Here is a 21384-nt window from a genome sequence, read left to right as displayed (position 1 = left end):
TGGAAAACTAGCTCCCGCGATCAGATTTGAACAAATACAAAAAGACAAAAAGTGATCCTATCGACGTCGTGACGATTCCGACCGGCAACTCCTGCGGAGCCAGAAGAAGGCGTGACAAGATATCGGACAATGTCAGCAGAATCGCGCCCACGATCGCCGAGACGATCAGCAGGTTTCGGTGCAGAGTTCCGGCGATGCCGCGTGCAATATGAGGCACCATCAGCCCGACAAAGCCGATGACACCGGCAACGGAAACGAAACTGGCCGTCGCCAACGCGGCAACGAAAAACATGCTGAACCGCAGTCCTTGAACGGGAATACCCAGTGACGAGGCTGTGAAATCCCCGGTCAGCAGCGCGTCAAGCCACCGGCTGCGGTAAAGTGAATAGCTCAGGATCAGGCCCAGTCCGATCAGGACAAGCGGGAACGTTTCCCATCTTGCCAGTCCCAGGCCGCCAAGCATCCAGAATATCACCGAATGCGCAGCGCGATTGTCGCCAGAGAAAATCAGGTAATTGGTGATTGCGGAAAACAGAAAGGACACCGCCAGGCCAGCAAGGATCAGTTTTTCGGGTGCGCTCGTACGCAAGCCCTGAACCAGCGCCAGAACAATGCCGGATGCGATCAGACCGCCGCAAAACGCCGCCAACGGCAACGTCCAGATGCCCAATACATCACCTGTGACCGTGATCACCAGAACGGCGCCGGCAGCTGCACCAGAGGACAGACCGAACAGAAACGGATCTGCCAGATCGTTTCGCGTCGTTGTTTGCAAAACAACACCAACGACGCCCAGCCCCGCGCCAATCACGGCAGCAAACAGGGCGCGGGGCAGGCGAAGGTCGAAGACGATCCGGTGCAAAGGCGACATGTCTCCGTCCACCAGACCGGTTCCAAGGCCGATGGCTGAAAAAACTTCGCGCATGGGGATAGGAGTGGTCCCGTAGACGATGGACAACAGCAAAAGGGCGGTCAGAACAACCGCCCCCAGCAAAATCAAACGGCCCATTTGGACCATATCAGTTGGTCTCCGGGTGCATGGCCTTCGCCATTTTCTCGATCGCCTCGATATTTGCCGGACCGGGCGTCAGTTCCTCGTAACGCAGGCCAATCCAGCGCTCGTTCTTTACCGCGTCCGTTTGTGACATTACCGGGTGATCCTTGAGGAACTGGAAAGTGTCCTCTGCGCCGTTGCCGGACTGATAGTCGAGCAGCACCAGAAATTCCGGGTTAGCCGCGGCGACGGCCTCCCACGACGTGCGACCCCAGCTGGTATCCAGATCATGCGTCACGTTCTCGCCACCCGCGGCTGCGATCATTGCATCGGGAATGGCGAACTTGCCGGCGGTAAACGGAGCATCGGCCGGCCCGTCCAGCAGGAACACGCGGGGCTTTGCCAGATCGGCTGTTTTTGCTTCGATGGCGGACAGTTGGTCCTTCCAGCGGGCAACCAGCGCCTCGGCCTTGTCCTCGACCTGCATGACCGTGCCCAGACGCAGAACGTCATCAAACAACAGGTTCATGCTGGCCTCGGGGCGATCCTTGTCCAGATGCACGCAGCTTTCGGACAGGATCATGGTCTTGATACCAAAGGGTTCCAGCGTGTCGGGCGTGACGTCACCGCCGGGTTTCATGCCATAGTACCAACCGGCAAAAAACAGATCGGGTTCGACGGCCACAAGGTTTTCAATGGTCGGGTATTTGGGGGCAAGCTCTGGGATATCGCCACGCTGAGCATCAAAATCAGGGCTTGTTTTGTACCAGCCGGTAATTCCGGTAAGCCCCACGATCTTGTCCTGAAGGCCGAGCGCAAAGGCCATATCCGTCATGTTCATGTCATGCACGACCAGACGTTCCGGCGCCGAGTCAAAAGCCAGCGGTTCGCCGCAATTGTCCACGGTGACGCCCTCTGCTGCCGCGCCACCTGCCAAGCCAGCGAAGACGACCACCGGCCAGAGTTTCTGCATCATATGTAAGCTCCTGTTATTATGACAATTTCCGTTTTCGGATATCCAGTGCGGGGATCATGCGGCCTTCGTGCTGAAAGCACAGATAATCCACGCCGAATGTCTCACGTACCCGGTCTGGGGTCAGAACTTCGCCAACAGGCCCGAACCCTGTCAGACGCGTAGCCTTCATCAACGCCACATGGGTGGCGAATTCCGGGATCATGACCAGATCATGGACGATCATGACGACCGTTACCCCCAGATCAGCGACCAGAGACAGCATGTGCCCCTTGGCATCGGGGTCCAGATGGTTGGTTGGCTCGTCCAGAAACAGCAAGGACGGGTTCTGGGCCAACGCGCGCGCGATATGTGCGCGCTGACGTTCTCCGCCGGACAGCTGACCCATCGTTTTGTTGGCAAAATGCGATAGCTCGGTCGTCGTCAGCACCCGTTCAAGATCAGCCTTGTGCTGAGCCACCGAACGTTCGCCCTGAATCGGGATTTGTCCCAGCGCAACGTAGTCTTGCAGGCGCATCCGTCCGTCGGGCATTTCCTGCTGTCCGACCACAGCAATGGAGCGGGCGCGTTGGCGGGCGGACAGGGTACGAAGGCTTTGGCCTTCTATCCAAACATCACCCAAGGCAATCCGTTCAATCCCGCACAGCAGTTTCAATAGAGTGGTCTTACCGGCGCCGTTCGGCCCGGCGATTGCCAGAATTGATCCTTCTTCCAGACGAAAGGATACATCCTGCAACAGGATATCACCATTGAGCGCGTAGTACTCCAGATCCTCGGCAACCAGAAAGCTCATGATGTCCCTCGGGATGGCAAAGCGGGTATTCGCGACAGGGTCTTTGCGAAAAGGGCAGGAGGGCGGTCCGAAGCGCTGGTCCAGCCATCGTCGCTGTCGCCGAACTGGGTCGCGAATTCGACCAGGGCATCCAGGTCGTGTGATGTCTTAATGTCGCCGAACAGGTACTGCGCTTTGCCTGCGGCCTGAAATCCGACGGTCATGGCCCGTTCACAACCTGCCATGCAGGCCACCATTCGGGTTTCAAAACCGTCAGGCAGCTGAGCATCCAGCGCGTCTTGCGCAGCCTCGGCAGACATCGTCCCCTGACATGTTGAACAGATCAGAACGTAGTGATCAGAATAGCAGGTCATTGCCGTCTCCGTCGTTTGCCAGATGCAGACAGAGGGCACATACCCAGATATTACGCAAACGCGCCATCAAGCCTCCTTCGGGGACGCCCCGCCCCGGGTTGGTTACCATGCGATGGCAGGTCTCCTGACTTGCGGGTCAAGGCTCGGCCCACCTTCCCAACCCATACGGGTCAGTGGTGAAGTGGCGTCGCTCTCCGCTTACAGTTGCGGGGGCAGTCACGGACTTGGCACATTCCAGCGCCGCACCGTGTTCCCATTTTCATCCCTTACGGAACCATCCCGCTCAGCTAGTCCGGCTATGCCAGACTTGTCAAGCGGCAGGCGAAAGGGTGGTGGATGGAATTGCAACAGTTGAGCCAGCGATCCTGCTGCGCCAGCCCGGACCGAACGGTGTCAATAGTCTGATACAAGAAGAAAATCCGGATCGGTATCTTCCTCGACCTTCGAAAACCGTGGGATCGGCTCTTCGAACACATTGTCCGTACGGTCGTCATTCACGGTCGATACCTCGCCAATAAGGCAATCGCCGCGCTCGGCCCAGAAAGCGTGCCAGATGCCGGGCATCAAAGTTACGCTTTGCCCCGGCTTCAGCCGCAAGTGTTCTCCGGGTTGCAAGGTTACAGGGCAGGCATCGCTTGGGACCGTCACCGGATTGTCGCGGTCGACGCCACCGTTTGGATCCGACGCATGAATTTCCAGAACGAGGTCGCCGCCGCCCCGGTTGATGATGTCTTCTGCCTTGACGATATGCCGGTGCATCGGAGAAAGCTGATTGTCTTTCGAGATCAACAGTTTTTCCGCATAGAGCATCCCGCGCCCGGATTTCAGATCCTTCGCCTCGCCATTGCGCAGAGTGAACAGAAACAGTCCAAGTTCGTCGAAACGGCCTTGTGCGTAATCGGTTATGTCCCATCCCAACCCGCGGCCGCGGATCGTTTCCGCCAGAGGGCTGCGCATTTTCTCGGGCGACCAATCCGCAAAGGGTGGCAACACGGCACCGAAGGACTGAATGAATGCTTGTGCCTGGGTCTTGATACGGTTGATTTCGGAACGTTTCATCATGCTATCCCGCAGGTCAAAGTTCGTGCGCCCAGGGGGGTTCCGCCCCGGCTCGGGAAACGGTCACGGCCGCCACGTCAGCGCCCAGTTCCATGGCTGCTTGCAGGCTTTCAGCCGTCAATCCGCGCAGACCTGATTTGGTCAGATGCCCTGCACGGCTGAGACCGGTCAGGACGCCGGCGTTGAACGTGTCACCTGCGCCGATCGTGTCGACCACTTCAACGGGCTTCACAGGAACCGAGACTTCGGAACCATCCGCCAGATAGCCGTGCGCCCCGTCGCTGCCACGCGTGACGATGACAACGGAAGGACCCGCCTGCAACAGCACAGACGCCTTCGCGGCTTCGGATTCAGCGCCCGGAATGATCCAGTCCAGGTCCTCGTCTGAAACCTTGACGATATCCGCTTGTGAGATCATGCGGTTCAAACGCGCTCTGAACCGGGTTTGATCCTTGATGAAACCCGGGCGGATATTCGGATCCAGCATCACCGCCCGGTCGGAACCGTGGCGGTCCAGAAGGGCGGCATAGGCATCTGCGCAAGGTTCACAGGCAAGGCTGATTCCGCCGAGATACAGGGCAGAGACAGCAGGAAGCTGATCGGGCATGTCTTCGGGCAGCAACATCCGGCCCGCGGTGTTTTCATCAACAAAGCTGTAAGTCGCGTGCCCTTCCGAGAGCTGCACAAAGGCAAGCGTGGTAGGACGGTCCGAGATGATCACATGTGTCGTGTCCACATGACTGGCCTTCAGCGCATCGATCAATTGCTGGCCGAACATGTCCGATGACAAACCTGTCAGCATCCCAACCGGAACACCCAGACGTCCCATCGCGACGGCTGTGTTCAGAACTGCACCACCGGTATGTGGCACAAAGCCCAGTGCACCCGACACGGTCGGTTCTGAGATCATATCTATCAGCGCTTCACCACAGCACAGGATCATGTCTTGGTCCTTCTCGGAATAGAAATTTCGGTTTGGCTGGTTACTGTCGCAGCGCGTTCTTGCAGAAGTTGTTTGCGCCGATGATCCCGAACTCTGCCTGTTCAGACACGTAAAGGTTCAGGGAACGGCGCAAATCGCTGAAGCGACCGCCGCCGTTGAACGCATCCTTGAAGGTGTCACCGAAAAGCCAGCGGTTTTTCTCGGCAACGCCGCCCACAAGGAAAACGCCTCCCTCCGGCATCAAGGTGACTGCCAGATCACCCATCAAAGCACCCAGATGAGTGGTAAAAATCTGCGCCGTTTTTTCGGCGATGAGATCGGTGCCGCTGCGGGCATCGTTCAGAATTTCTTTCGCAGAGCGCGCCTGTGTCCGCGCATGACCGGCTGCCAATTCAACCGCCTGATACAGGACCGGCAGGCCGGTTCCGCTCAGGAACATTTCTGCTTCCAGTGCCAGGCTGTCCCCAAAGAAACAGCCCGGTGCGATACGACGCGCCGCTTCAAAAATATCAACTTCGTCGCGATGGCGCGGGTACAGACCCACATGCCCGCCTTCGCCGGAAACCGTGTGATACCTGCCTTCGGAATAAAGCAAGGCGCCAACGCCGAGTCCGGTTCCAGGGCCAACAACCAATCGTGTGCCTGCGGGCGGCGTTACCTGACCCTGCAAGACGGCAACATCCGACCGGGTCACCTCGGCCACAGACCATGCCGCGGCGGTAAAATCATTTATCACAAAGGTGCGCTGCGCTCCTGTTGCATTTGCCAACTCTGTCTCCGAGAGATCCAGGTTCGCGTTGGTCAGCTGAATCGTTCCGTCCCTGACAGGCCCGGCTCCGGCTGCGACGACGGCCTGTGGGTTGGTTCCGATCTCGTCCCTGAGATCATGGAGCGCCTCCAGCAGGTTTTCCAATGTTCCTGTCGGGTGTTTCCGAAGATCTGCCAATTCGCCATTCGTGACGACGCCCAGACGTGTGTTCGTGCCCCCGATATCCGCGACCAGATTCCAATGCTCATGCACGGCACCGAATGGTTGCGCTAACGGCTGAGAGACGCTCTGACCCTCGGACAGGGCGGATTTCAGCGCCATGAAAGACGCTTTGGGCGTTCTCGCAAGTGTTTCGAAATCCACGTCCACCAGTCCAAACCTCTTCTCGTACCCGAAGGCCCATTCGTAATTGTCCAGCAGCGACCAGACAAAATAGCCATTCACCGGAACACCTTGTGCCAAAGCGTCCAGCACGGCCGCAAGGTGCCTGTCGAGATAATCGATGCGATCATCGTCCTGCACGCGCGCCTCACTCGCCATTCCGTTTTCGGTGATATAGATTGGCAGCGCGCCCGTATAGTCTTTCCTTGTTCGGACAAGAAAGCGGGTGAGGGCAGAGGGCTCGATTTCCCATCCCATCTGCGTTTTGGGCAACGGTCCGGGAACCTCTTGCAGGCTGGGCCAGGCGGTGTCCGCCGGGGCAATCAGTTTTCGGGTATAATAGTTCAACCCGCACCAATCGACCTGTGTACCGATGGTTTCAAAGTCGTTCTGCCAGCCTTTGGGCAGGTGCGGCTCCAACCCCTCCAAGGCGGTTTGGGGATATTCTTTGTTGAAAACCCCGCCCAGGAAAAACCGGTTGTAGATTGCATCGTAGCGATCTGCCGCAAGCCGCGCTTCCGCGCTGCCATCTGCTGGCTCGGACCATTCGAGGTTGAACACGGCACCTAGGTTGCTCATGCCAAGACCGCGCATGGCCTGAATGGCCCGCCCGTGGGCCAACAAAACGTGATGCATCGCCCGGGCCGCGGCGCGGATGTCGCGCAGACCGGGCGCATGGTGGCCTTCAAAATGGCTCAGCCAGCTGACACACCAGGGTTCGTTGATCGGTGCCGCACTGAACATCCGGTCGCCGATCCGACCCATAATGACCTGGGTATAATCCGCGAACCAATCCGCGATATCGCGATTGCACCATCCCCCCTGATCCGCAAGCGCTGACGGCAATTCCCAATGATAAAGCGTCACACAGGGGCGGATACCGCGTTCCAGCAGGGCGTCAGCCAGCCGATCATAATAATCCAGCCCTGCCTGATTGACCTGACCACGCCCGTCCGGCAATACACGTGCCCAACTGGTCGAAAAGCGATAACAGTCGAACCCGGCTTCGCGCACCAGATCGAAATCCTGCTCGAACCGGTTCAGGTGATCACAGGCCACGTCTCCGTTTTCCCCGCGCACCACGTTGCCCGGTGACGCCGCAAAGGTATCCCAGTGTGTCTGCCCCGCACCGCCCTGTGCGTGGCCTTCAATCTGGTACGCAGAGGTGGCGACACCAAAGAGGAAATCTTTGGGGAAATCAGCGCGTGCGTGTTTCATGGTTACAACCTGTTGGGCGCAGGGCCGGTTGACCTGCCAACGACCAGCTCGGCCTCCAGCAGCCTCGTTTTGACGGGATCATTCGGAGATTTGATGCGCTGGATCAACATGTCAGCCGCCATTTCACCCGCCTGCCGGACGGACGAGCGCGTTGCGGTGAAAATCGGAACATCCTGTCCGTTCTTCAAATAGGACAGGTCGTCGTCATGGGCGATCACTGACACATCCGCACCCATCTCAAGCCCGTTTTCGGACAGAGCGCGCCGCACACCGATGGCGGATATCATCGACGAACACAGAATCGCAGTCGGAGGGGTGTCCAGGCGCAACATGTTCTGCGTTTCGTGATGGCCGTAAACCTCTGTCATTTCAGCGCTGCGCATCAGATTTGCATCGGGCGCCAGCCCGGCCTGCCCAAGCGCCTCAAGATATCCGTCGCGGCGACGTTGGGCGAAGTCCATATCTTCCAGGCCGTTGATCAGAGCGATACGGCGATGGCCAAGGTCAATCAGAAAGCGGGTGGCGCGCAGGAACGAACTTTTGTTGTTTACGTCGATCCAGTCATATTGAGCGTCGACGCCGGTCGAGCGTCCGTGCACGATGAATGGGACGCCCATACGGGTCAGGACTTCGATACGTGGTTCGTTCACTTTGGGGCCTTGCAGCACAACCCCGTCCACCGCGCCGCGCTGAAAGAGACTCCGATACGCTTCCTCAATCGAGGTGTCGTCGGCGTTGGTGAACATCATATCATAGCCATGTTCGGCATATTTTTTTGCGGCACCGGCGACGAAATCCCCGAAGATCGGGTTGACCATTTCATGTTGGGACGAGCTGGGAATGACGTGGCCGATCACCATCGATCGTCCGGTCGCAAGCCCTTTGGCGCGACTGTTCGGCCGGTACCCGTGTTTGTGCGCCGCGGCTTGAACGCGCGCACGTGTGTCCTCGCTCACTTCGGGGTACCCGTTCAGCGCCCGGCTGACCGTAGTTTGCGAAAGGCCCAGAACTTCCGAGAGCTGCTTCAGGTTCATTTTACGATTCAAAGCGCCTTCAATTGAGTGGCTCTTTCTTGTTTTGTGAGCAAATGCAGCATCCGTCAACTTGTTTTGCGTGGAAAGCAGAAAATATAAATAATTCTGGCTCTGGAAAGCAAAACATTGACAGGGTGCCAATGTTAGCGGATAACACGGGCTATCCAAAGCGCTTTGAAAGCGAGTCTTTGAATACATGAAAGCTTGGGAGGAGGATTTGATGAAACACGGGCTTTACGCAGGTGCGGCGGCACTCGCCCTGATGGCCGGATCAGTTCAGGCAGAGGGTGAGATGATCCACGCCGTCGGCGAGGGCAGTTTTGACTGGGATGGGTTTCAGGCCTTTGCCGAAGCAAATGATCTGTCCGGCGAAAGCCTGACCATTTTCGGCCCCTGGCTGGCCGGCGAGGGCAAGTCTTTCGAGAACCTCGTGGCCTATTTCGACGAAGCAACAGGTGCGAATTCCAGCTATGTGGGCTCGGACTCTCTGGAGCAGCAAATCCTTATTGATGCAGCCGCAGGTTCCGCTCCGAACCTGACTGTTTTCCCGCAGCCCGGTCTGGCGGCAAACCTCGCCAAGCAGGGCTATCTGACACCTTTGGCCGAAGGTACTGCGGACTGGATCAGGGAAAACTTCGCTGCCGGTCAGTCCTGGGTGGATCTGGGAACGTTTGAGAACGCGGAAGGGGCTGACGATTTTTACGGGTTCTTCTTCAATGTGAACGTCAAATCCCTGGTTTGGTACGTGCCCGAAAACTTCGAAGACTTTGGGTATGAAGTGCCCGAAACCATGGAAGAGTTCAAAGCTCTGATGGATCAGATGGTCGAAGACGGTGAGACGCCCTTGTGCGTTGGTCTGGCCTCGGGTGGCGCAACGGGTTGGCCCGCAACGGATTGGGTCGAGGATCTTATGCTGCGCACGCAACCGCCAGAAGTCTATGACCAATGGGTTTCCAACGAGATCAAGTTCGATGATCCCCGCGTCATAGCCGCGATTGAGGAATATGGCAGCTTTACCCGCAATGACGACTATGTGGTGGGTGATGCAGACGACACGGCGGCAATTGATTTCCGTGACAGCCCCAAAGGTCTTTTCGATAGCCCGCCGGCCTGCATGATGCATCGTCAGGCTTCGTTTATTCCCGCCTATTTTCCGGAGGGCACGGAATTGGGGGTGGATGCTGACTTCTTCTATTTCCCGGCTTACGCCGAAAAAGACCTGGGTACACCGGTGCTTGGGGCCGGGACATTGTTCACGATCACCAACCCAAATCCCGCGGCCGAAGCCTTTCTTGAGTTCCTCAAGACACCTTTCGCTCATGAGATCATGATGTCGCAGGATGGTTTCCTGACGCCCCACCTTGGTGCAAACCCGGATAACTACTCGAATGATTCACAGCGCGGACAGGGCGAAATTCTGACCAACGCTACGACCTTCCGCTTTGACGGGTCCGACCTGATGCCGGGTGCGGTTGGGGCAGGTACTTTCTGGACCGGGATGGTCGACTACTCTTCGGGTGCAAAAGATGCAGCCACCGTGGCCAGTGAAATCCAGGCATCCTGGGACGCAGCCAAGTGACCAACTTATGGGGCGGTCCCAGGGCCGCCCCACTTGCCAAACGGATGGGCGCACCATGACACCCGCACTTCAAGGCCTGCTGACGATCGCCATCGGCGTGTCGGGTTGCGTGGGCTACTTCTATCTTTCCAACCAGTTTCTGGACAAAATCCTGTTTCCGCCGCGCGGTCCGAATGCGGGCCGAAACATCAACCGCGCGAACTTGATCCGTCCATGGTTGTTCCTGTTCCCGGCGCTTGCCGCGCTGGGGCTTTATCTGGCGTATCCGGTGGTTGAAACCTTGCGCCTTTCACTGACAGAGCGCGTGCCCGGTGGCGGATACCGATGGGTTGGCCTGGACAATTATACCCAAATGGCGGCTGAGCCGAAGTTTTGGGAAGCCATGCGCAACAACATGTTCTGGCTGATCGTCGTGCCAGCCATGTCAACGGCTTTTGGTCTTCTCGTGGCGCAACTGACCGACCGAATCCGTTGGGGAAACTTTGCCAAGTCCCTGATTTTCATGCCGATGGCCATTTCATTTGTTGGTGCATCGGTGATCTGGAAACTGGTTTATGACGCGCGACCAGCTGAACAAGACCAGATAGGAATCCTGAACGCGCTGTACATCTTCTTCGGCGGCAGTGAACCCAACACGTGGTTAACAATTCCATTCTGGAACAGTTTCTTTCTGATGGTTGTCCTGATCTGGATTCAGACGGGTTTCGCCATGGTGATCCTGTCGGCGGCCTTGCGCGGTATTCCCGAAGAAACCATCGAGGCGGCCATCTTGGACGGGGCCAATCCCTTTCAGATCTTCTTCAAGATCAAGGTGCCGCAGATCAAAACCACAATCCTTGTTGTTTGGACGACGATCACGATCACCGTTCTCAAAGTGTTCGACATCGTCTTTGCCATGACCAATGGCCAGTGGGAGACGCAGGTGCTGGCAAACTACATGTATGACAAGCTTTTCCGCGCCAATGACTGGGGCGTCGGGTCGGCCTCGGCCATGGTGATCATGTTGCTTGTTGCACCGATCCTCGTCTGGAACGTGCGCAACGCGCGCAAGGAGATGGAGTAAGCCATGAGCGATATCGCCGGAACCAAACCCGCGCTCAGATGGGTGGTGCATCTGTCAGTCGTCTTTCTTGTGACCCTTTGGGTCATCCCCACGCTTGGCTTGCTGATTTCGTCTTTTCGGACGGCAGATCAGATATCGTCCAGCGGCTGGTGGCGGTCGCTGTTTCCCTCCGAGCAAAATCTGACCCTTCGCAGTGCCGCGCCCGATACGCAGGTGCTGGAAAACGGAGTGTATGTCATTCAGGGGGCGTTGTTCGGCGAAGATGAGCAAGCAACGATTTCCAGATGGGGCATCAGTTCGCGCGAGGTAGATGCATTTGAACCGGGCCAAACAGCAGAACTGCGCCGAGGTGGTACGATCACGGTGGATGCGGCCGGCAACTACCGGATGGAAAACACCGAGGAGTTCACCGGAAAACGTGGCGTGCGCATCTTTGTTTCGGCCGAATTGCCGCCCGAGTTCACCTTGGAAAACTACCAAAAGGTTCTTCTGGATCAAAGCAGTACGGACAGCATGGCCAAGGCGTTCTTCAACACGCTGACCGTAACCATCCCGGCGACCATAATTCCGATTTTGGTTGCCGCCTTTGCAGCTTATGCACTGGCTTGGATGGATTTCCCCGGACGCGCCTTGCTGATCGCGGCTGTTGTTGGCCTTTTGGTCGTGCCGCTTCAATTGGCCTTGATCCCGTTGCTGAAGTTTCACCTCAATATCGGGATCGGCAAAGGCTATCTGGGTGTCTGGCTTGCACATACAGGGTTTGGGATGCCCCTGGCGATTTACCTGCTGCGCAACTACATGGCCGGATTGCCACGAGATCTGATCGAAAACGCCCGCGTCGACGGTGCCACCGAGTTTCAGATCTTCACCAAACTGATCCTGCCACTCAGCTTCCCGGCGCTGGCGTCTTTCGCGATCTTCCAGTTCCTGTGGACATGGAATGACCTGCTTGTTGCCAAGGTTTTTCTGATCGACGCGACCGGCCAGACAACCGTGATGACGAACCGCATCGTCGAACTGCTGGGTACGCGTGGCGGCAACTGGGAAATCCTTGCGACCGCTGCATTTGTCTCGATCTTCGTGCCGCTGGTCGTCTTCTTCGCAATGCAAAAATACCTGGTCCGGGGCCTGCTGGCCGGATCTGTCAAATAGAGGCGTCTGATGAACGTGCAGAACAACCTTGAACAATGCAAAGCAACGAAACTGTCTTCGGACTGGTGGCGCGGGGGGGTGATCTATCAGATCTACCCACGCAGTTTTCAGGACAGCAACGGGGATGGGATCGGCGATCTGAGGGGCATCACTGCGCGACTGGATTACATCGCCTCGCTGGGCGTTGATGCGATCTGGATCTCGCCGTTTTTCAAATCGCCGATGAAGGATTTTGGCTACGATGTCAGTGAGTACCGCGATGTCGATCCCATGTTCGGGTCGTTGGCGGATTTCAAAGAGCTTCTGGATCAGGCCCATGCGAAGGGTCTGAGAATCATGATTGATCTGGTTCTGTCGCATACATCCGATCAGCACCCTTGGTTCATCGAAAGCCGCAGCAGTCGGGAGAACCCGAAATCCGACTGGTATGTTTGGGCGGACCCCAAACCGGATGGCACGCCTCCGAACAACTGGCTTTCGATCTTCGGCGGCTCGGCCTGGCAATGGGATGCCCGACGCCTGCAATACTATCTGCACAACTTCCTGACATCGCAGCCGGATCTGAATTTCCACTGTCCGGCTGTTCAGGATGCGTTGCTGGACGTGGCGCGGTTCTGGCTTGATCTGGGGGTGGATGGCTTTCGGCTGGATACCATCAATTTCTATTTCCACGACAAGGCGCTGCGCGACAATCCTGCGCTGCCGATGGATCAACGCAACGCCACGATCGCACCGGCCGTGAACCCCTACAACCATCAGGACCACCTGTTTTCGAAAAGCCAGCCCGAGAACATCGCCTTCCTCGAAAGATTGCGGGCTTTGACGGATGAATATGAAGACCGGGCTTGCCTGGGCGAGGTCGGAGATGCGCAGCGTGGGCTCGAGATTATGGGCGAATACACATCCGGGGATAAACGGATGCACATGTGCTATGCCTTCGAGTTCCTGGAAAAACGTGCATTGACAGCCACTTACACCAAGCACGTTTTCGACCAGCTGGAAGCGAAGGCAGGGGACGCGTGGCCATGTTGGGCATTTTCCAACCACGACGTGCAGCGTCACGTCTCGCGCTGGAATTTGGATGACGCGGCAGCCCGACAGCTCGCGGTTCTGATGATGTGCCTGCGTGGCTCGGCCTGCCTCTATCAGGGCGAAGAGCTGGGCCTGCACGAAGCGGATGTGCCGTTCGAGAAACTGCAAGACCCCTATGGCATCGAGTTCTGGCCCGAGTACAAGGGCCGCGACGGCTGCCGCACACCGATGGTTTGGGCGGCACAAGATGAACAATCGGGTTTCAGCACCGCAGAACCCTGGCTGCCGGTAAGCGCACAGCAGGCCGGGCAAGCGGTAGACCGATTGGAGGTGGATCCAAACTCGATGCTGAACCACTACCGTCGCGCCATTGCCTTGCGGCATGCGCATCCTGCTTTGGCATTGGGGGCGCAGACCGGCATGGCAGAAACGGGCTCGGTTCTGTCTTTTGTACGTGAGGATTCGCACGAGCAGATTTTCTGCGCGTTCAATCTGGGTGCGGATACTGCCGAGCTCAAACTGCCCGAAGGCAGTTGGCAGGTCATGGGTCAGGACCTGGGCGGCATTGAGGGAAGCGGCAACGTTGTCCTGAACGCGGCGCAGTTCATCCTGATGTATAGGAAAAAGGGATAACGCATGTCTGAACTCAACCTAACGGATGTCGCCAAATCCTATGGCCCTGTCGATGTTTTGAAGAACATCAACCTCGACATCGAACAAGGCGAACTGATCGTTTTTGTCGGTCCTTCCGGATGCGGCAAGTCCACCCTGTTGCGGATGATCGCCGGGTTGGAGAAGATTACAGGCGGCACGCTGGAAATCGAAGGGCAGGTCATGAACGATGTTCCGCCTGCACAGCGGGGCATCGCGATGGTGTTTCAAAGCTATGCCTTGTATCCCCACATGACCGTACGCGAGAACATGGCCTTTGCCCTGAAAATTGCAAAAATGCCCGCGGCCGAGATTGATGCTGCCGTAGATCGTGCCGCTCAGATCCTTCAGCTGGAACCATTCCTGGACCGCCTGCCAAAAGCTCTTTCCGGGGGGCAACGTCAACGGGTTGCCATCGGGCGCGCGATTGTACGTGACCCAAAGGTGTATCTGTTCGACGAACCGCTCTCGAACCTCGACGCGGCACTTCGGGTGGCCACGCGGATTGAGATCGCGCGCCTGAAAGAGGCCATGCCTGACAGCACCATGATCTACGTGACCCACGATCAGGTCGAGGCCATGACCCTGGCCAGTCGGATCGTGGTGTTGGCCAACAAGGGCATCGCGCAGGTCGGGACACCGCTTGAACTGTATGAGACGCCTGACAACGAGTTTGTTGCGCAGTTCATCGGTTCGCCTTCCATGAACCTGCTGTCCGGCACAATCACAGGAACCGGCGAAACGACAACCGTTGAACTGTCATCAGGTGGGATTGCAAAATCTGCGGTTCCAACCGAGGACAGTGACCTGGGAAAAAAGGTCAATATCGGGGTGCGCCCCGAAGACCTGACCACGACAAATGAAACCGCGATTCTGTCCGGGAAAGTGGATTTTACCGAAGCCCTGGGCGAAGTCACGTTGCTGTATTTTGAGAAAGCCGATGGTGCGGATGCGGTGATTGCGAAACTGCCGGGGATTCAGCGAAACCTGCGTGGCCAGACAGTCTCGGTCACCGCCGCACCGGACAAGGTGCACCTGTTCCACAATGGATTGTCCATGCGCAAATAGCAGCGAAACGCAGTTCTTGACAGAATTGTGTTTCGTGTTTCACCATAATTGAAACGTTTCAATGGTGAAAAATGCGGGTATCGGCGCAGCTTTACACGGTTCGGCAATGCGGTGATCTGGCGGATCAACTGACCTTGGTTTCCGCATGCGGGTTTTCGGATATCGAAACCACCGGGCTGCATGGCATGACACCGCAAGAGATGGCGCGCATCGTCCATCAATCAGGTCTTAACCTTCGTTCTGCACATTTCGATTGGGAGGAGTTCCACGAGCGTTTCGACGACATCGTTGAAGTACTGCACCTTTTGGAATGCCAGGTGGCGGTCATGCCTTGGCTGGCGCCACAGGCGCGGCCCGGCACTGCCCGGGGATGGAAGGCAGTGTCGGGCCAGTTGTCCGATTGGGCAGATCGACTGAGGGATCACGGCGTCTGTCTGGCCTATCACAACCACGACTTTGATCTGTTCGGCGCGCCGGGAAATACGCCTCTTGAACAGATTCTGGCGCAAGAAAACATCTATTGGCAGCCTGATATCGGTTGGATCGTCGCGGCCGGTCAGGACGTGGCTGACCTGCTGGCGCGCCATGCGGATCGCATCCTGTCTGTTCATGCAAAGGACGTGGATCCGCAGGGCGGATCAGGCGACAGGCGCTGGCGCAATCTGGGTGAGGGTGTTGTCGATTGGGGCGCCGCGATACGAGCCCTTTCAAGCACCAGGTGCACCGACCTTTTCGTCGAGCATGATGAAACCGCCGATCACAGGCGCACCTTGCAAACGGGGCGGTTGTTTTTGACTGAACGGCTTGGGGGTATCGGCTGATGGCGCGGGCAACGATCAAATCGATCGCCCGTATGACCGGCTATTCAGTTGGTACAGTTTCAAACGCCCTGCGCGGAGCCTCTTCGGTAAAGCGCGAAACGCGGGAAGAGATCCAAAAGGCGGCGTCCGAGCTTGGGTATCGGGTCAATCTGGACGGCCTGAAACTGCGCACCAATAAATCCTACAGGATTGCTGTATTGGTCAGTGTTTCGGGCAGTGCCGCTGAAGAGTGGGAAGGTGTGGAGTTTACCCGGATTCTGGCCGGAATATCCGACGCGGTTCAAGGGTCACGTTATGAGTTGAGTGTCTTCAGCGTACGAGATGTTGAAGCCGCATTGCAGACCCTACATTCCATTGTGCAGGAAGGGTTGGCAGACGGTGTGGTCTTTTCCGGTACACGGGTGAATGACCCGCGTATCGTCTATCTGCAAGATGAGGGTTTTCCGTTTGTCACGTACGGGATGAGTGACAGTGCCCAACCACATCCTTACGTGGATCTCGACAGTCAGGCCGCTGCTTTTGATGCAACCGCTCGACTGCTGGCATTGGGGCACAGGCGGATCGCGCTTATCAATCCGCCGGATGGCCTGATCTACGCCCGTCAACGTCTCCAGGGATACTCAGACGCTCTGTCGGCAGGTGGCATGGAGTTTGATCCGGCCCTTGTTTTTCCCGGCCCGACCACGGCGAAGACCGGGCAAAGGGCGTTTGCGGCGCTGATGCGAATGCACAACCGGCCAAGCGCCATTATTTGCGCGAACGAGGCGATGACCCTTGGCGCCTTGTCCGCCGCCGCCGACATGGGCGTTAAAATCGGCAGGGATGTCGTCGTCATTTCCAATGACGATCTGAAACTCAGCCAGTATTTCGTCCCCCCGCCCAGCACCTATTATTTGCCGATAGGCGAGACCAGCCGCCTGCTGGGGGAATTCATGCTAAAAGCATTGAACGGCGTTGATCCGTCCGAAACGCAAAAAAAGATCAGGGCCAGATTGATCGAGCGGCAACCTGACACCCCGGCGCCGGGTATGGCGCAGACCAACTGAGCCAACAGAGGAGAAACCGAACATGTTCAAAAACCTATTTGCCGCTGCAACGCTTGCAATGCTGACAGCGCCTGCGGCTTTTGCCGCCGATCTGGAAGGTCGCGTGCTCAAGATCGGAACGGATGCAACCTATCCCCCGATGGAAACCGTCGACGAAGCAACCGGTGAAATCGTAGGCTTTGATGTCGACGTGATGAACGCAATCTGTGAAAAGATCAATTGCGTTCCGAATTTCGTAAATACCGCCTGGGACGGCATCTTTGCGGCGCTTCAGCAGGGTGAATTCGATCTGGTCATCTCGGGCGTATCGATCACGCCCGAGCGTGAAGAGACTATGGACTTCTCCGAACCTTACATCGTTGTCAGTCAGGCCATTTTGCTGCAAGTCGACAACGCGGATATGACGCTTGAGGATTTCAAAGCGGGTGGCCAGAAACTGGCGGCACAAACCGCGACGACCAACGCCCAACTGGCGGAAGAGCTTGTGGGGCGCGAGAATGTCAGCCTCTACGACAACTTCTCGGCGGCTATTCTGGCGCTTCAGAACGCAGACGTGCAAGGGGTGATCATCGATGGCACCTCTGCCGCGGCCTACGAGCAGGAGTTTGCCGGAGAACTGACCGTGGGCATCACAGGCCTGCAATCGGATCCATTGGGTATCGTGTTTCAGGAAGGTGACCCGACGGTGGATGCAATCAATGCCGGTCTCGCCGCCATTCAGGAAGACGGCACGCTGGACACGCTGAAAGCCAAATACTGGGGCACAAACTGATCCTTCAAGCCCTTCTGGGCCCGGCGGCTGACGTTGCCGGGCCATGTTTCAGCGGAGAAGTTCCATGTCGCGTCTCAGCACGATCCGCCCGAGCAATCTTGTGTTGCTCGCAGCCGCCCCTTTCATCATCTATCTGTTCGCCACGTCCTCGAAATACCTGCGATCTCTGATTGCAATTCTGGGGATCGGCAACAATGCAGGGCCTGTTTTCGTCGGTTTTCTGCTGATCGTCTCGGTTGCAATCCTTGGATATCTCTGCGCCCGGCACGCACGTTTTACCAATCATGCCCCCGGCTGGTTGCGGGTTTCGGCCCTTGCGGCGCTGCCTGCATCAATTGCGCTTTTGGTCTCAAGCTTCGTATCTCCACAGCTTTTGATGCCCTTCGCGGAATCCGTTTTCTTTCATGCACTCAGCGAGAACACATCAACCCTGATCGACCGGTCCAGTCAGACCTGGGTGTTGTATCCCGAAGTCGTGACCCAGGTTCAAACAGGTCTGCAAGTTCTTCTGGCCGCATACACAGCCGTTGTCGCCTTGAGCCTGATGTCAGCGGGTTTGCAACCCCCTTGGCGCGGGCACGTTCTACTGGGGCTGGAATGCCTTACAGGTGCGGTTTTGTTTTATCTGATGTTCATGGCCCACTGGCAGTTCGCGACCGGCGTTGCCATTACGTTCCGCGCAGCCATCTTCGCTTATATCTTCTCGGCCATTCTGGGTCTGATCTGGGTGGGGCTGCAATCGTTCAAACCACGAGCGCGTACCACGATACTGTATGGTTCCATCAGCCTGACATTGCTTGCAATATCCGCCTTTTTCTTCATGCAGCCACAGGTCAGTTACGTTCTGGTTGGAAGCACCGAAGGGCGCATCGCCATTGTGCGCGGCACGCCACAGGCGCAGGCTGACATCATCCGGTTCGGCGAGTTCGACGGTGCCGGCGACCAGCAATACCGCATACGCAGCGCCACTGATCCTGCCGCAGCTTTGGAGCAGATAGAAACCGTCGAAAGCGTGTCCGGAGCGTTCGTTCCCGTGGATTCTCATTCACAAGGCTATCCGGTTCTGTGGCAGACCAGTTTCTTGCCTGACAAATACCGGAATCCCGCGCTGGCCTTCGCCGTTTTCGGCTTTTTGCTGCTGACGCTGACCATCGGCGGCGCACAGCACAAGCTGCATCCCTTGGCGGTCGGGGCTGAATTCTTCGTGGACACGATACGCGGTATTCCGATGCTGGTGATCATCCTTTACATCGGCCTGCCCTTGGCGGGCGCGGTCAAAGAGGCCACTGGGGGCGGCATTGATATGACCAACATGACACGCGGGATCATCGCGATTTCCGTCGGGTACTCGGCCTATATGGCCGAAATTTTCCGATCGGGGATTGAGGCTATTCCCAAAGGGCAACTGGAAGCCGGCAGTTCCCTGGGTTTGTCCCGCTGGCAGACAGCGCGGTTGATCGTTCTGCCTCAGGCCTTGCGGATCGTAACTCCACCTCTGGGAAATGAGTTTATCGCGATGATCAAGGACACCTCGTTGTTGTCCATCCTGTCCGTCCGCGACATGACCCAAAGGATGCGAGAGTTTCAGGCAGCAAGCTTTCTGCCCTTTGCGCCGTTCAACACGGCGGCAATTTTGTACGTGGTGCTCACCCTCGGTTGCGCAAGCTTCCTGAAGTGGATCGAACGGCGCACGGCAAAGGACAACCGATGAGCAAGCTGGAGCTTGGGGTTTGTTACTACCCCGAACAATGGGACCCGTCCCAGTGGCGCAGTGACGCCGCGCGGATGGCCGAGATGGGTTTGGATTGGGTTCGGATCGCCGAGTTCACCTGGGGTCTGATTGAACCGGCACGCGGTCGGTTTCGCTGGGACTGGCTGGATGACGTCATCGAGGTTCTGGGGCAGGCCGGCCTGCGGGTCATGATGTCGACGCCAACGGCTGCGCCACCCAAATGGCTGATTGATGAGCACCCCGAAATTCTGCCGGTTGGCCCGGACGGCCGGGTCCGGGGCTATGGGTCCCGCAGGCATTATTGTTTTTCCAGTGACGTATACTTGGCTGAGGCGCAAAGGATCGCGACGGAATATGCCAGCCGATATGGCCAGAACCCGCATGTCCATGCCTGGCAAATCGACAATGAGTACAACGACCACGACACCGTTCTCAGCTATTCCGATGCCGCGCGGTCTGGCTTTCGGCGCTGGCTGGCAAAACGATACGGCACAATCGACGCACTGAACGAGGTCTGGGGGACCGTGTTTTGGGGGACCTGCTATTCCGGCTTTGACCAGATTGAACTGCCCAACGGTTTGGTCGCCACACCCAACCCCACTCATGCCCTTGATTTCAGACGCTATTCCTCGGATCGGGTGCGGTTGTTCAACAAGGCTCAGGTGGACGTGCTGCGCGAACATGCGCCGGGTCGAGATATCACGCACAACTTCATGGCCGGCAGTTTCGAATTCGATCACCACGCAGTGGCCGCCGATCTGGATATCGTCGGCTTTGACAGCTACCCGCTGGGCAATCTGATGGGATCAACCCTGTCAGAGACAGAAAAGCGCCGCTATCTGCGAACCGGCGCGCCTGACTATCAGGGGTTTCATTGCGACCTGTATCGCAGTCAGGGGCGGGGGCGGGTATGGGTGTTGGAACAGCAACCGGGGCCGGTGGACTGGGCGGCTCAGAATCCTTCTCCGGCCGAAGGGATGGTTCGGCTTTGGACCTGGGCCGCTTATGCCCACGGCGCGCAAGCTGTGATGTTCTTTCGATGGCGACAGGCAAAGTTCGCGCAGGAACAATACCATACGGCCTTGCTGCGCTCGGATGACAGTGTGGATCAAGCCGCGCTTGAGCTGGTTCAGGTCGTGAAGGATCGCGAAAACCTCCCGCCGACGACGCGCGGAAAAGCCTCGGTGGCGATAATGCTGGATTACGCTTCGATCTGGGCGGCCGATATCCTGCCGCATGATGATGACTTCCCCAATTCCCAAATCTTCCGCGAATGGTACACCGCCTTGCGCAGTCTGGGGGTGGACATTGATTTTGTTGGTCCCAAGGATGGTTTGGAAGGTTACGCCCTGATCGTGCTGCCGCAAAGCATGATCGTGACCCCGGATCTGGCCGCAAGACTTGATGCTTCGGGGGCAAAGCTATTGATTGGTGCCCGGTCCGGCAGCAAGACAGCTCAAATGCACACCCCTTCAAATCTGGCGCCGGGTGTGTTGGCGGATCTGACCGGCGTTCGTATTGCCCGTGTCGAATCGCTCCCGGATATTGCGAGAGATTCTGTGCAGTTGCAGAACGGTCAGATTTTTGGCTTTGGTGGGTGGCGCGAAATCGTCGAGACCGAGGCAAATGTCCTGGCGCGCTTCAAAAGTGCCTATTGCGACGGCAGCCCCGCGGTCATCCGGTCGGATCGTGCAACATATCTGGCCATGGTCCCCAGCGGTGCGCTCTTGCACGAGATTATGCGCGATGTCCTGGAATGGGCAGGGCTGAAACCTCTGGACTGCGATCCAGACTTACGCGTAACCCGGCGCGGTACGTTGCATTTTGCCTTCAATTTTGGTGACATGTCCAAACCCCTGCCTGGCGGTGGATCACGACGCATGTTGCTTGGCTCCGATCCGGTCTGTGCATACGATTTCACTGTCTGGGAGGAAAACTAACGCCTTGAAAT

18 protein-coding genes, 1 pseudogene and 1 riboswitch are annotated in these 21384 nt (G+C 57.4%); of the genes and pseudogenes, 10 read left to right on the top strand and 9 right to left on the bottom strand.

All coding sequences use genetic code 11. The features are described from left to right. Nucleotides 1-7 precede the first annotated feature (7 nt). The 9 genes and pseudogenes from AC2FFD_RS05575 to AC2FFD_RS05535 form a co-directional block, all read right to left on the bottom strand. Nucleotides 8-1009, bottom strand: coding sequence for a FecCD family ABC transporter permease (locus AC2FFD_RS05575; RefSeq protein WP_496872369.1), 1002 nt, complete (start codon nt 1007-1009; stop codon nt 8-10). 10 nt (nt 1010-1019) lie between these two features. After that, entirely contained in the window at nt 1020-1970 is a 951-nt protein-coding gene (locus tag AC2FFD_RS05570; protein WP_496872368.1) for an ABC transporter substrate-binding protein, read from the bottom strand. Nucleotides 1971-1986: 16 nt separating this feature from the next. Further along, nucleotides 1987-2760, bottom strand: a complete 774-nt coding sequence (locus AC2FFD_RS05565) for an ABC transporter ATP-binding protein (RefSeq protein ID WP_496872366.1) — start codon at nt 2758-2760, stop codon at nt 1987-1989. Next, nucleotides 2757-3113, bottom strand: coding sequence for a DUF1636 family protein (locus AC2FFD_RS05560; protein ID WP_496872365.1), 357 nt, complete (start codon nt 3111-3113; stop codon nt 2757-2759). Before AC2FFD_RS05560 ends, AC2FFD_RS05565 begins: the two co-directional genes overlap by 4 nt. 97 nt (nt 3114-3210) lie before the next feature. Then, a riboswitch (cobalamin riboswitch) is annotated at nt 3211-3407 on the bottom strand. A 99-nt stretch (nt 3408-3506) separates the two neighbouring features. After that, nucleotides 3507-4172, bottom strand: a complete 666-nt coding sequence (locus AC2FFD_RS05555) for a D-lyxose/D-mannose family sugar isomerase (RefSeq protein WP_170345326.1) — start codon at nt 4170-4172, stop codon at nt 3507-3509. 16 nt (nt 4173-4188) lie between these two features. Then, entirely contained in the window at nt 4189-5115 is a 927-nt protein-coding gene (locus AC2FFD_RS05550; RefSeq protein ID WP_171638777.1) for a carbohydrate kinase family protein, read from the bottom strand. A 40-nt stretch (nt 5116-5155) separates the two neighbouring features. Continuing rightward, on the bottom strand, nt 5156-6205 hold the full coding sequence (locus AC2FFD_RS05545; RefSeq protein ID WP_257601395.1) for a glucokinase: 1050 nt from the start codon (nt 6203-6205) through the stop codon (nt 5156-5158). Continuing rightward, nucleotides 6182-7483, bottom strand: a pseudogene (locus tag AC2FFD_RS05540) (GH1 family beta-glucosidase); the annotation flags it as partial. The gene AC2FFD_RS05545 and the pseudogene AC2FFD_RS05540, both read right to left, overlap by 24 nt. Before the next feature lie 2 nt (nt 7484-7485). After that, nucleotides 7486-8517: a LacI family DNA-binding transcriptional regulator gene (locus tag AC2FFD_RS05535; RefSeq protein WP_257600999.1), complete on the bottom strand. Its 1032-nt coding sequence runs from the start codon at nt 8515-8517 to the stop codon at nt 7486-7488. Nucleotides 8518-8737: 220 nt separating this feature from the next. Between AC2FFD_RS05535 and AC2FFD_RS05530 the strand changes: the two genes are divergently transcribed. The 10 genes from AC2FFD_RS05530 (at nt 8738) to AC2FFD_RS05485 (ending at nt 21373) form a co-directional block, all read left to right on the top strand. Then, nucleotides 8738-10096, top strand: coding sequence for an ABC transporter substrate-binding protein (locus AC2FFD_RS05530; protein ID WP_257600998.1), 1359 nt, complete (start codon nt 8738-8740; stop codon nt 10094-10096). 55 nt (nt 10097-10151) lie between these two features. After that, nucleotides 10152-11159: a carbohydrate ABC transporter permease gene (locus tag AC2FFD_RS05525; protein WP_480684927.1), complete on the top strand. Its 1008-nt coding sequence runs from the start codon at nt 10152-10154 to the stop codon at nt 11157-11159. 3 nt (nt 11160-11162) lie between these two features. Next, nucleotides 11163-12311 (top strand): carbohydrate ABC transporter permease, encoded by a 1149-nt coding sequence (locus tag AC2FFD_RS05520; protein ID WP_496872362.1) that lies wholly within the window; start codon nt 11163-11165, stop codon nt 12309-12311. A 9-nt stretch (nt 12312-12320) separates the two neighbouring features. Continuing rightward, complete coding sequence (locus tag AC2FFD_RS05515) at nt 12321-13976, top strand: alpha-glucosidase (protein WP_496872360.1); 1656 nt, start codon at nt 12321-12323, stop codon at nt 13974-13976. A gap of 3 nt (nt 13977-13979) precedes the next feature. Further along, nucleotides 13980-15062: an ABC transporter ATP-binding protein gene (locus AC2FFD_RS05510; protein WP_425079637.1), complete on the top strand. Its 1083-nt coding sequence runs from the start codon at nt 13980-13982 to the stop codon at nt 15060-15062. 71 nt (nt 15063-15133) lie between these two features. Next, nucleotides 15134-15883, top strand: a complete 750-nt coding sequence (locus AC2FFD_RS05505) for a sugar phosphate isomerase/epimerase family protein (RefSeq protein ID WP_496872358.1) — start codon at nt 15134-15136, stop codon at nt 15881-15883. Then, nucleotides 15883-16929, top strand: coding sequence for a LacI family DNA-binding transcriptional regulator (locus AC2FFD_RS05500; RefSeq protein WP_496872356.1), 1047 nt, complete (start codon nt 15883-15885; stop codon nt 16927-16929). Before AC2FFD_RS05505 ends, AC2FFD_RS05500 begins: the two co-directional genes overlap by 1 nt. Before the next feature lie 22 nt (nt 16930-16951). After that, nucleotides 16952-17701 (top strand): basic amino acid ABC transporter substrate-binding protein, encoded by a 750-nt coding sequence (locus tag AC2FFD_RS05495; RefSeq protein WP_170345336.1) that lies wholly within the window; start codon nt 16952-16954, stop codon nt 17699-17701. A 64-nt stretch (nt 17702-17765) separates the two neighbouring features. After that, the gene (locus AC2FFD_RS05490; protein ID WP_496872354.1) at nt 17766-19412 is read left to right on the top strand and encodes an amino acid ABC transporter permease; all 1647 of its coding nucleotides are present in this window, start codon (nt 17766-17768) and stop codon (nt 19410-19412) included. Further along, nucleotides 19409-21373 (top strand): beta-galactosidase, encoded by a 1965-nt coding sequence (locus AC2FFD_RS05485; RefSeq protein WP_496872353.1) that lies wholly within the window; start codon nt 19409-19411, stop codon nt 21371-21373. The genes AC2FFD_RS05490 and AC2FFD_RS05485 overlap by 4 nt, the downstream gene beginning before the upstream one ends. Nucleotides 21374-21384 lie beyond the last annotated feature (11 nt).

It is taken from the genome of Ruegeria sp. YTSC002 (assembly GCF_059609845.1).
This window is presented reverse-complemented; position numbering and strand designations above follow the sequence as displayed.

Bases quoted from the DNA above. Each gene is read 5' to 3' on its own strand.
- AC2FFD_RS05520 (WP_496872362.1), top strand. From the start codon at position 11,163: ATGAGCGATATCGCCGGAACCAAACCCGCGCTCAGATGGGTGGTGCAT.
- AC2FFD_RS05550 (WP_171638777.1), bottom strand. From the start codon at position 5,115: ATGATCCTGTGCTGTGGTGAAGCGCTGATAGATATGATCTCAGAACCG.
- AC2FFD_RS05575 (WP_496872369.1), bottom strand. From the start codon at position 1,009: ATGGGCCGTTTGATTTTGCTGGGGGCGGTTGTTCTGACCGCCCTTTTG.
- AC2FFD_RS05515 (WP_496872360.1), top strand. From the start codon at position 12,321: ATGAACGTGCAGAACAACCTTGAACAATGCAAAGCAACGAAACTGTCT.
- AC2FFD_RS05545 (WP_257601395.1), bottom strand. From the start codon at position 6,205: ATGGCGCTGAAATCCGCCCTGTCCGAGGGTCAGAGCGTCTCTCAGCCG.
- AC2FFD_RS05555 (WP_170345326.1), bottom strand. From the start codon at position 4,172: ATGAAACGTTCCGAAATCAACCGTATCAAGACCCAGGCACAAGCATTC.
- AC2FFD_RS05535 (WP_257600999.1), bottom strand. From the start codon at position 8,517: ATGAACCTGAAGCAGCTCTCGGAAGTTCTGGGCCTTTCGCAAACTACG.
- AC2FFD_RS05565 (WP_496872366.1), bottom strand. From the start codon at position 2,760: ATGAGCTTTCTGGTTGCCGAGGATCTGGAGTACTACGCGCTCAATGGT.
- AC2FFD_RS05525 (WP_480684927.1), top strand. From the start codon at position 10,152: ATGACACCCGCACTTCAAGGCCTGCTGACGATCGCCATCGGCGTGTCG.
- AC2FFD_RS05485 (WP_496872353.1), top strand. From the start codon at position 19,409: ATGAGCAAGCTGGAGCTTGGGGTTTGTTACTACCCCGAACAATGGGAC.
- AC2FFD_RS05530 (WP_257600998.1), top strand. From the start codon at position 8,738: ATGAAACACGGGCTTTACGCAGGTGCGGCGGCACTCGCCCTGATGGCC.
- AC2FFD_RS05500 (WP_496872356.1), top strand. From the start codon at position 15,883: ATGGCGCGGGCAACGATCAAATCGATCGCCCGTATGACCGGCTATTCA.
- AC2FFD_RS05570 (WP_496872368.1), bottom strand. From the start codon at position 1,970: ATGATGCAGAAACTCTGGCCGGTGGTCGTCTTCGCTGGCTTGGCAGGT.
- AC2FFD_RS05495 (WP_170345336.1), top strand. From the start codon at position 16,952: ATGTTCAAAAACCTATTTGCCGCTGCAACGCTTGCAATGCTGACAGCG.
- AC2FFD_RS05505 (WP_496872358.1), top strand. From the start codon at position 15,134: ATGCGGGTATCGGCGCAGCTTTACACGGTTCGGCAATGCGGTGATCTG.
- AC2FFD_RS05560 (WP_496872365.1), bottom strand. From the start codon at position 3,113: ATGACCTGCTATTCTGATCACTACGTTCTGATCTGTTCAACATGTCAG.
- AC2FFD_RS05510 (WP_425079637.1), top strand. From the start codon at position 13,980: ATGTCTGAACTCAACCTAACGGATGTCGCCAAATCCTATGGCCCTGTC.
- AC2FFD_RS05490 (WP_496872354.1), top strand. From the start codon at position 17,766: ATGTCGCGTCTCAGCACGATCCGCCCGAGCAATCTTGTGTTGCTCGCA.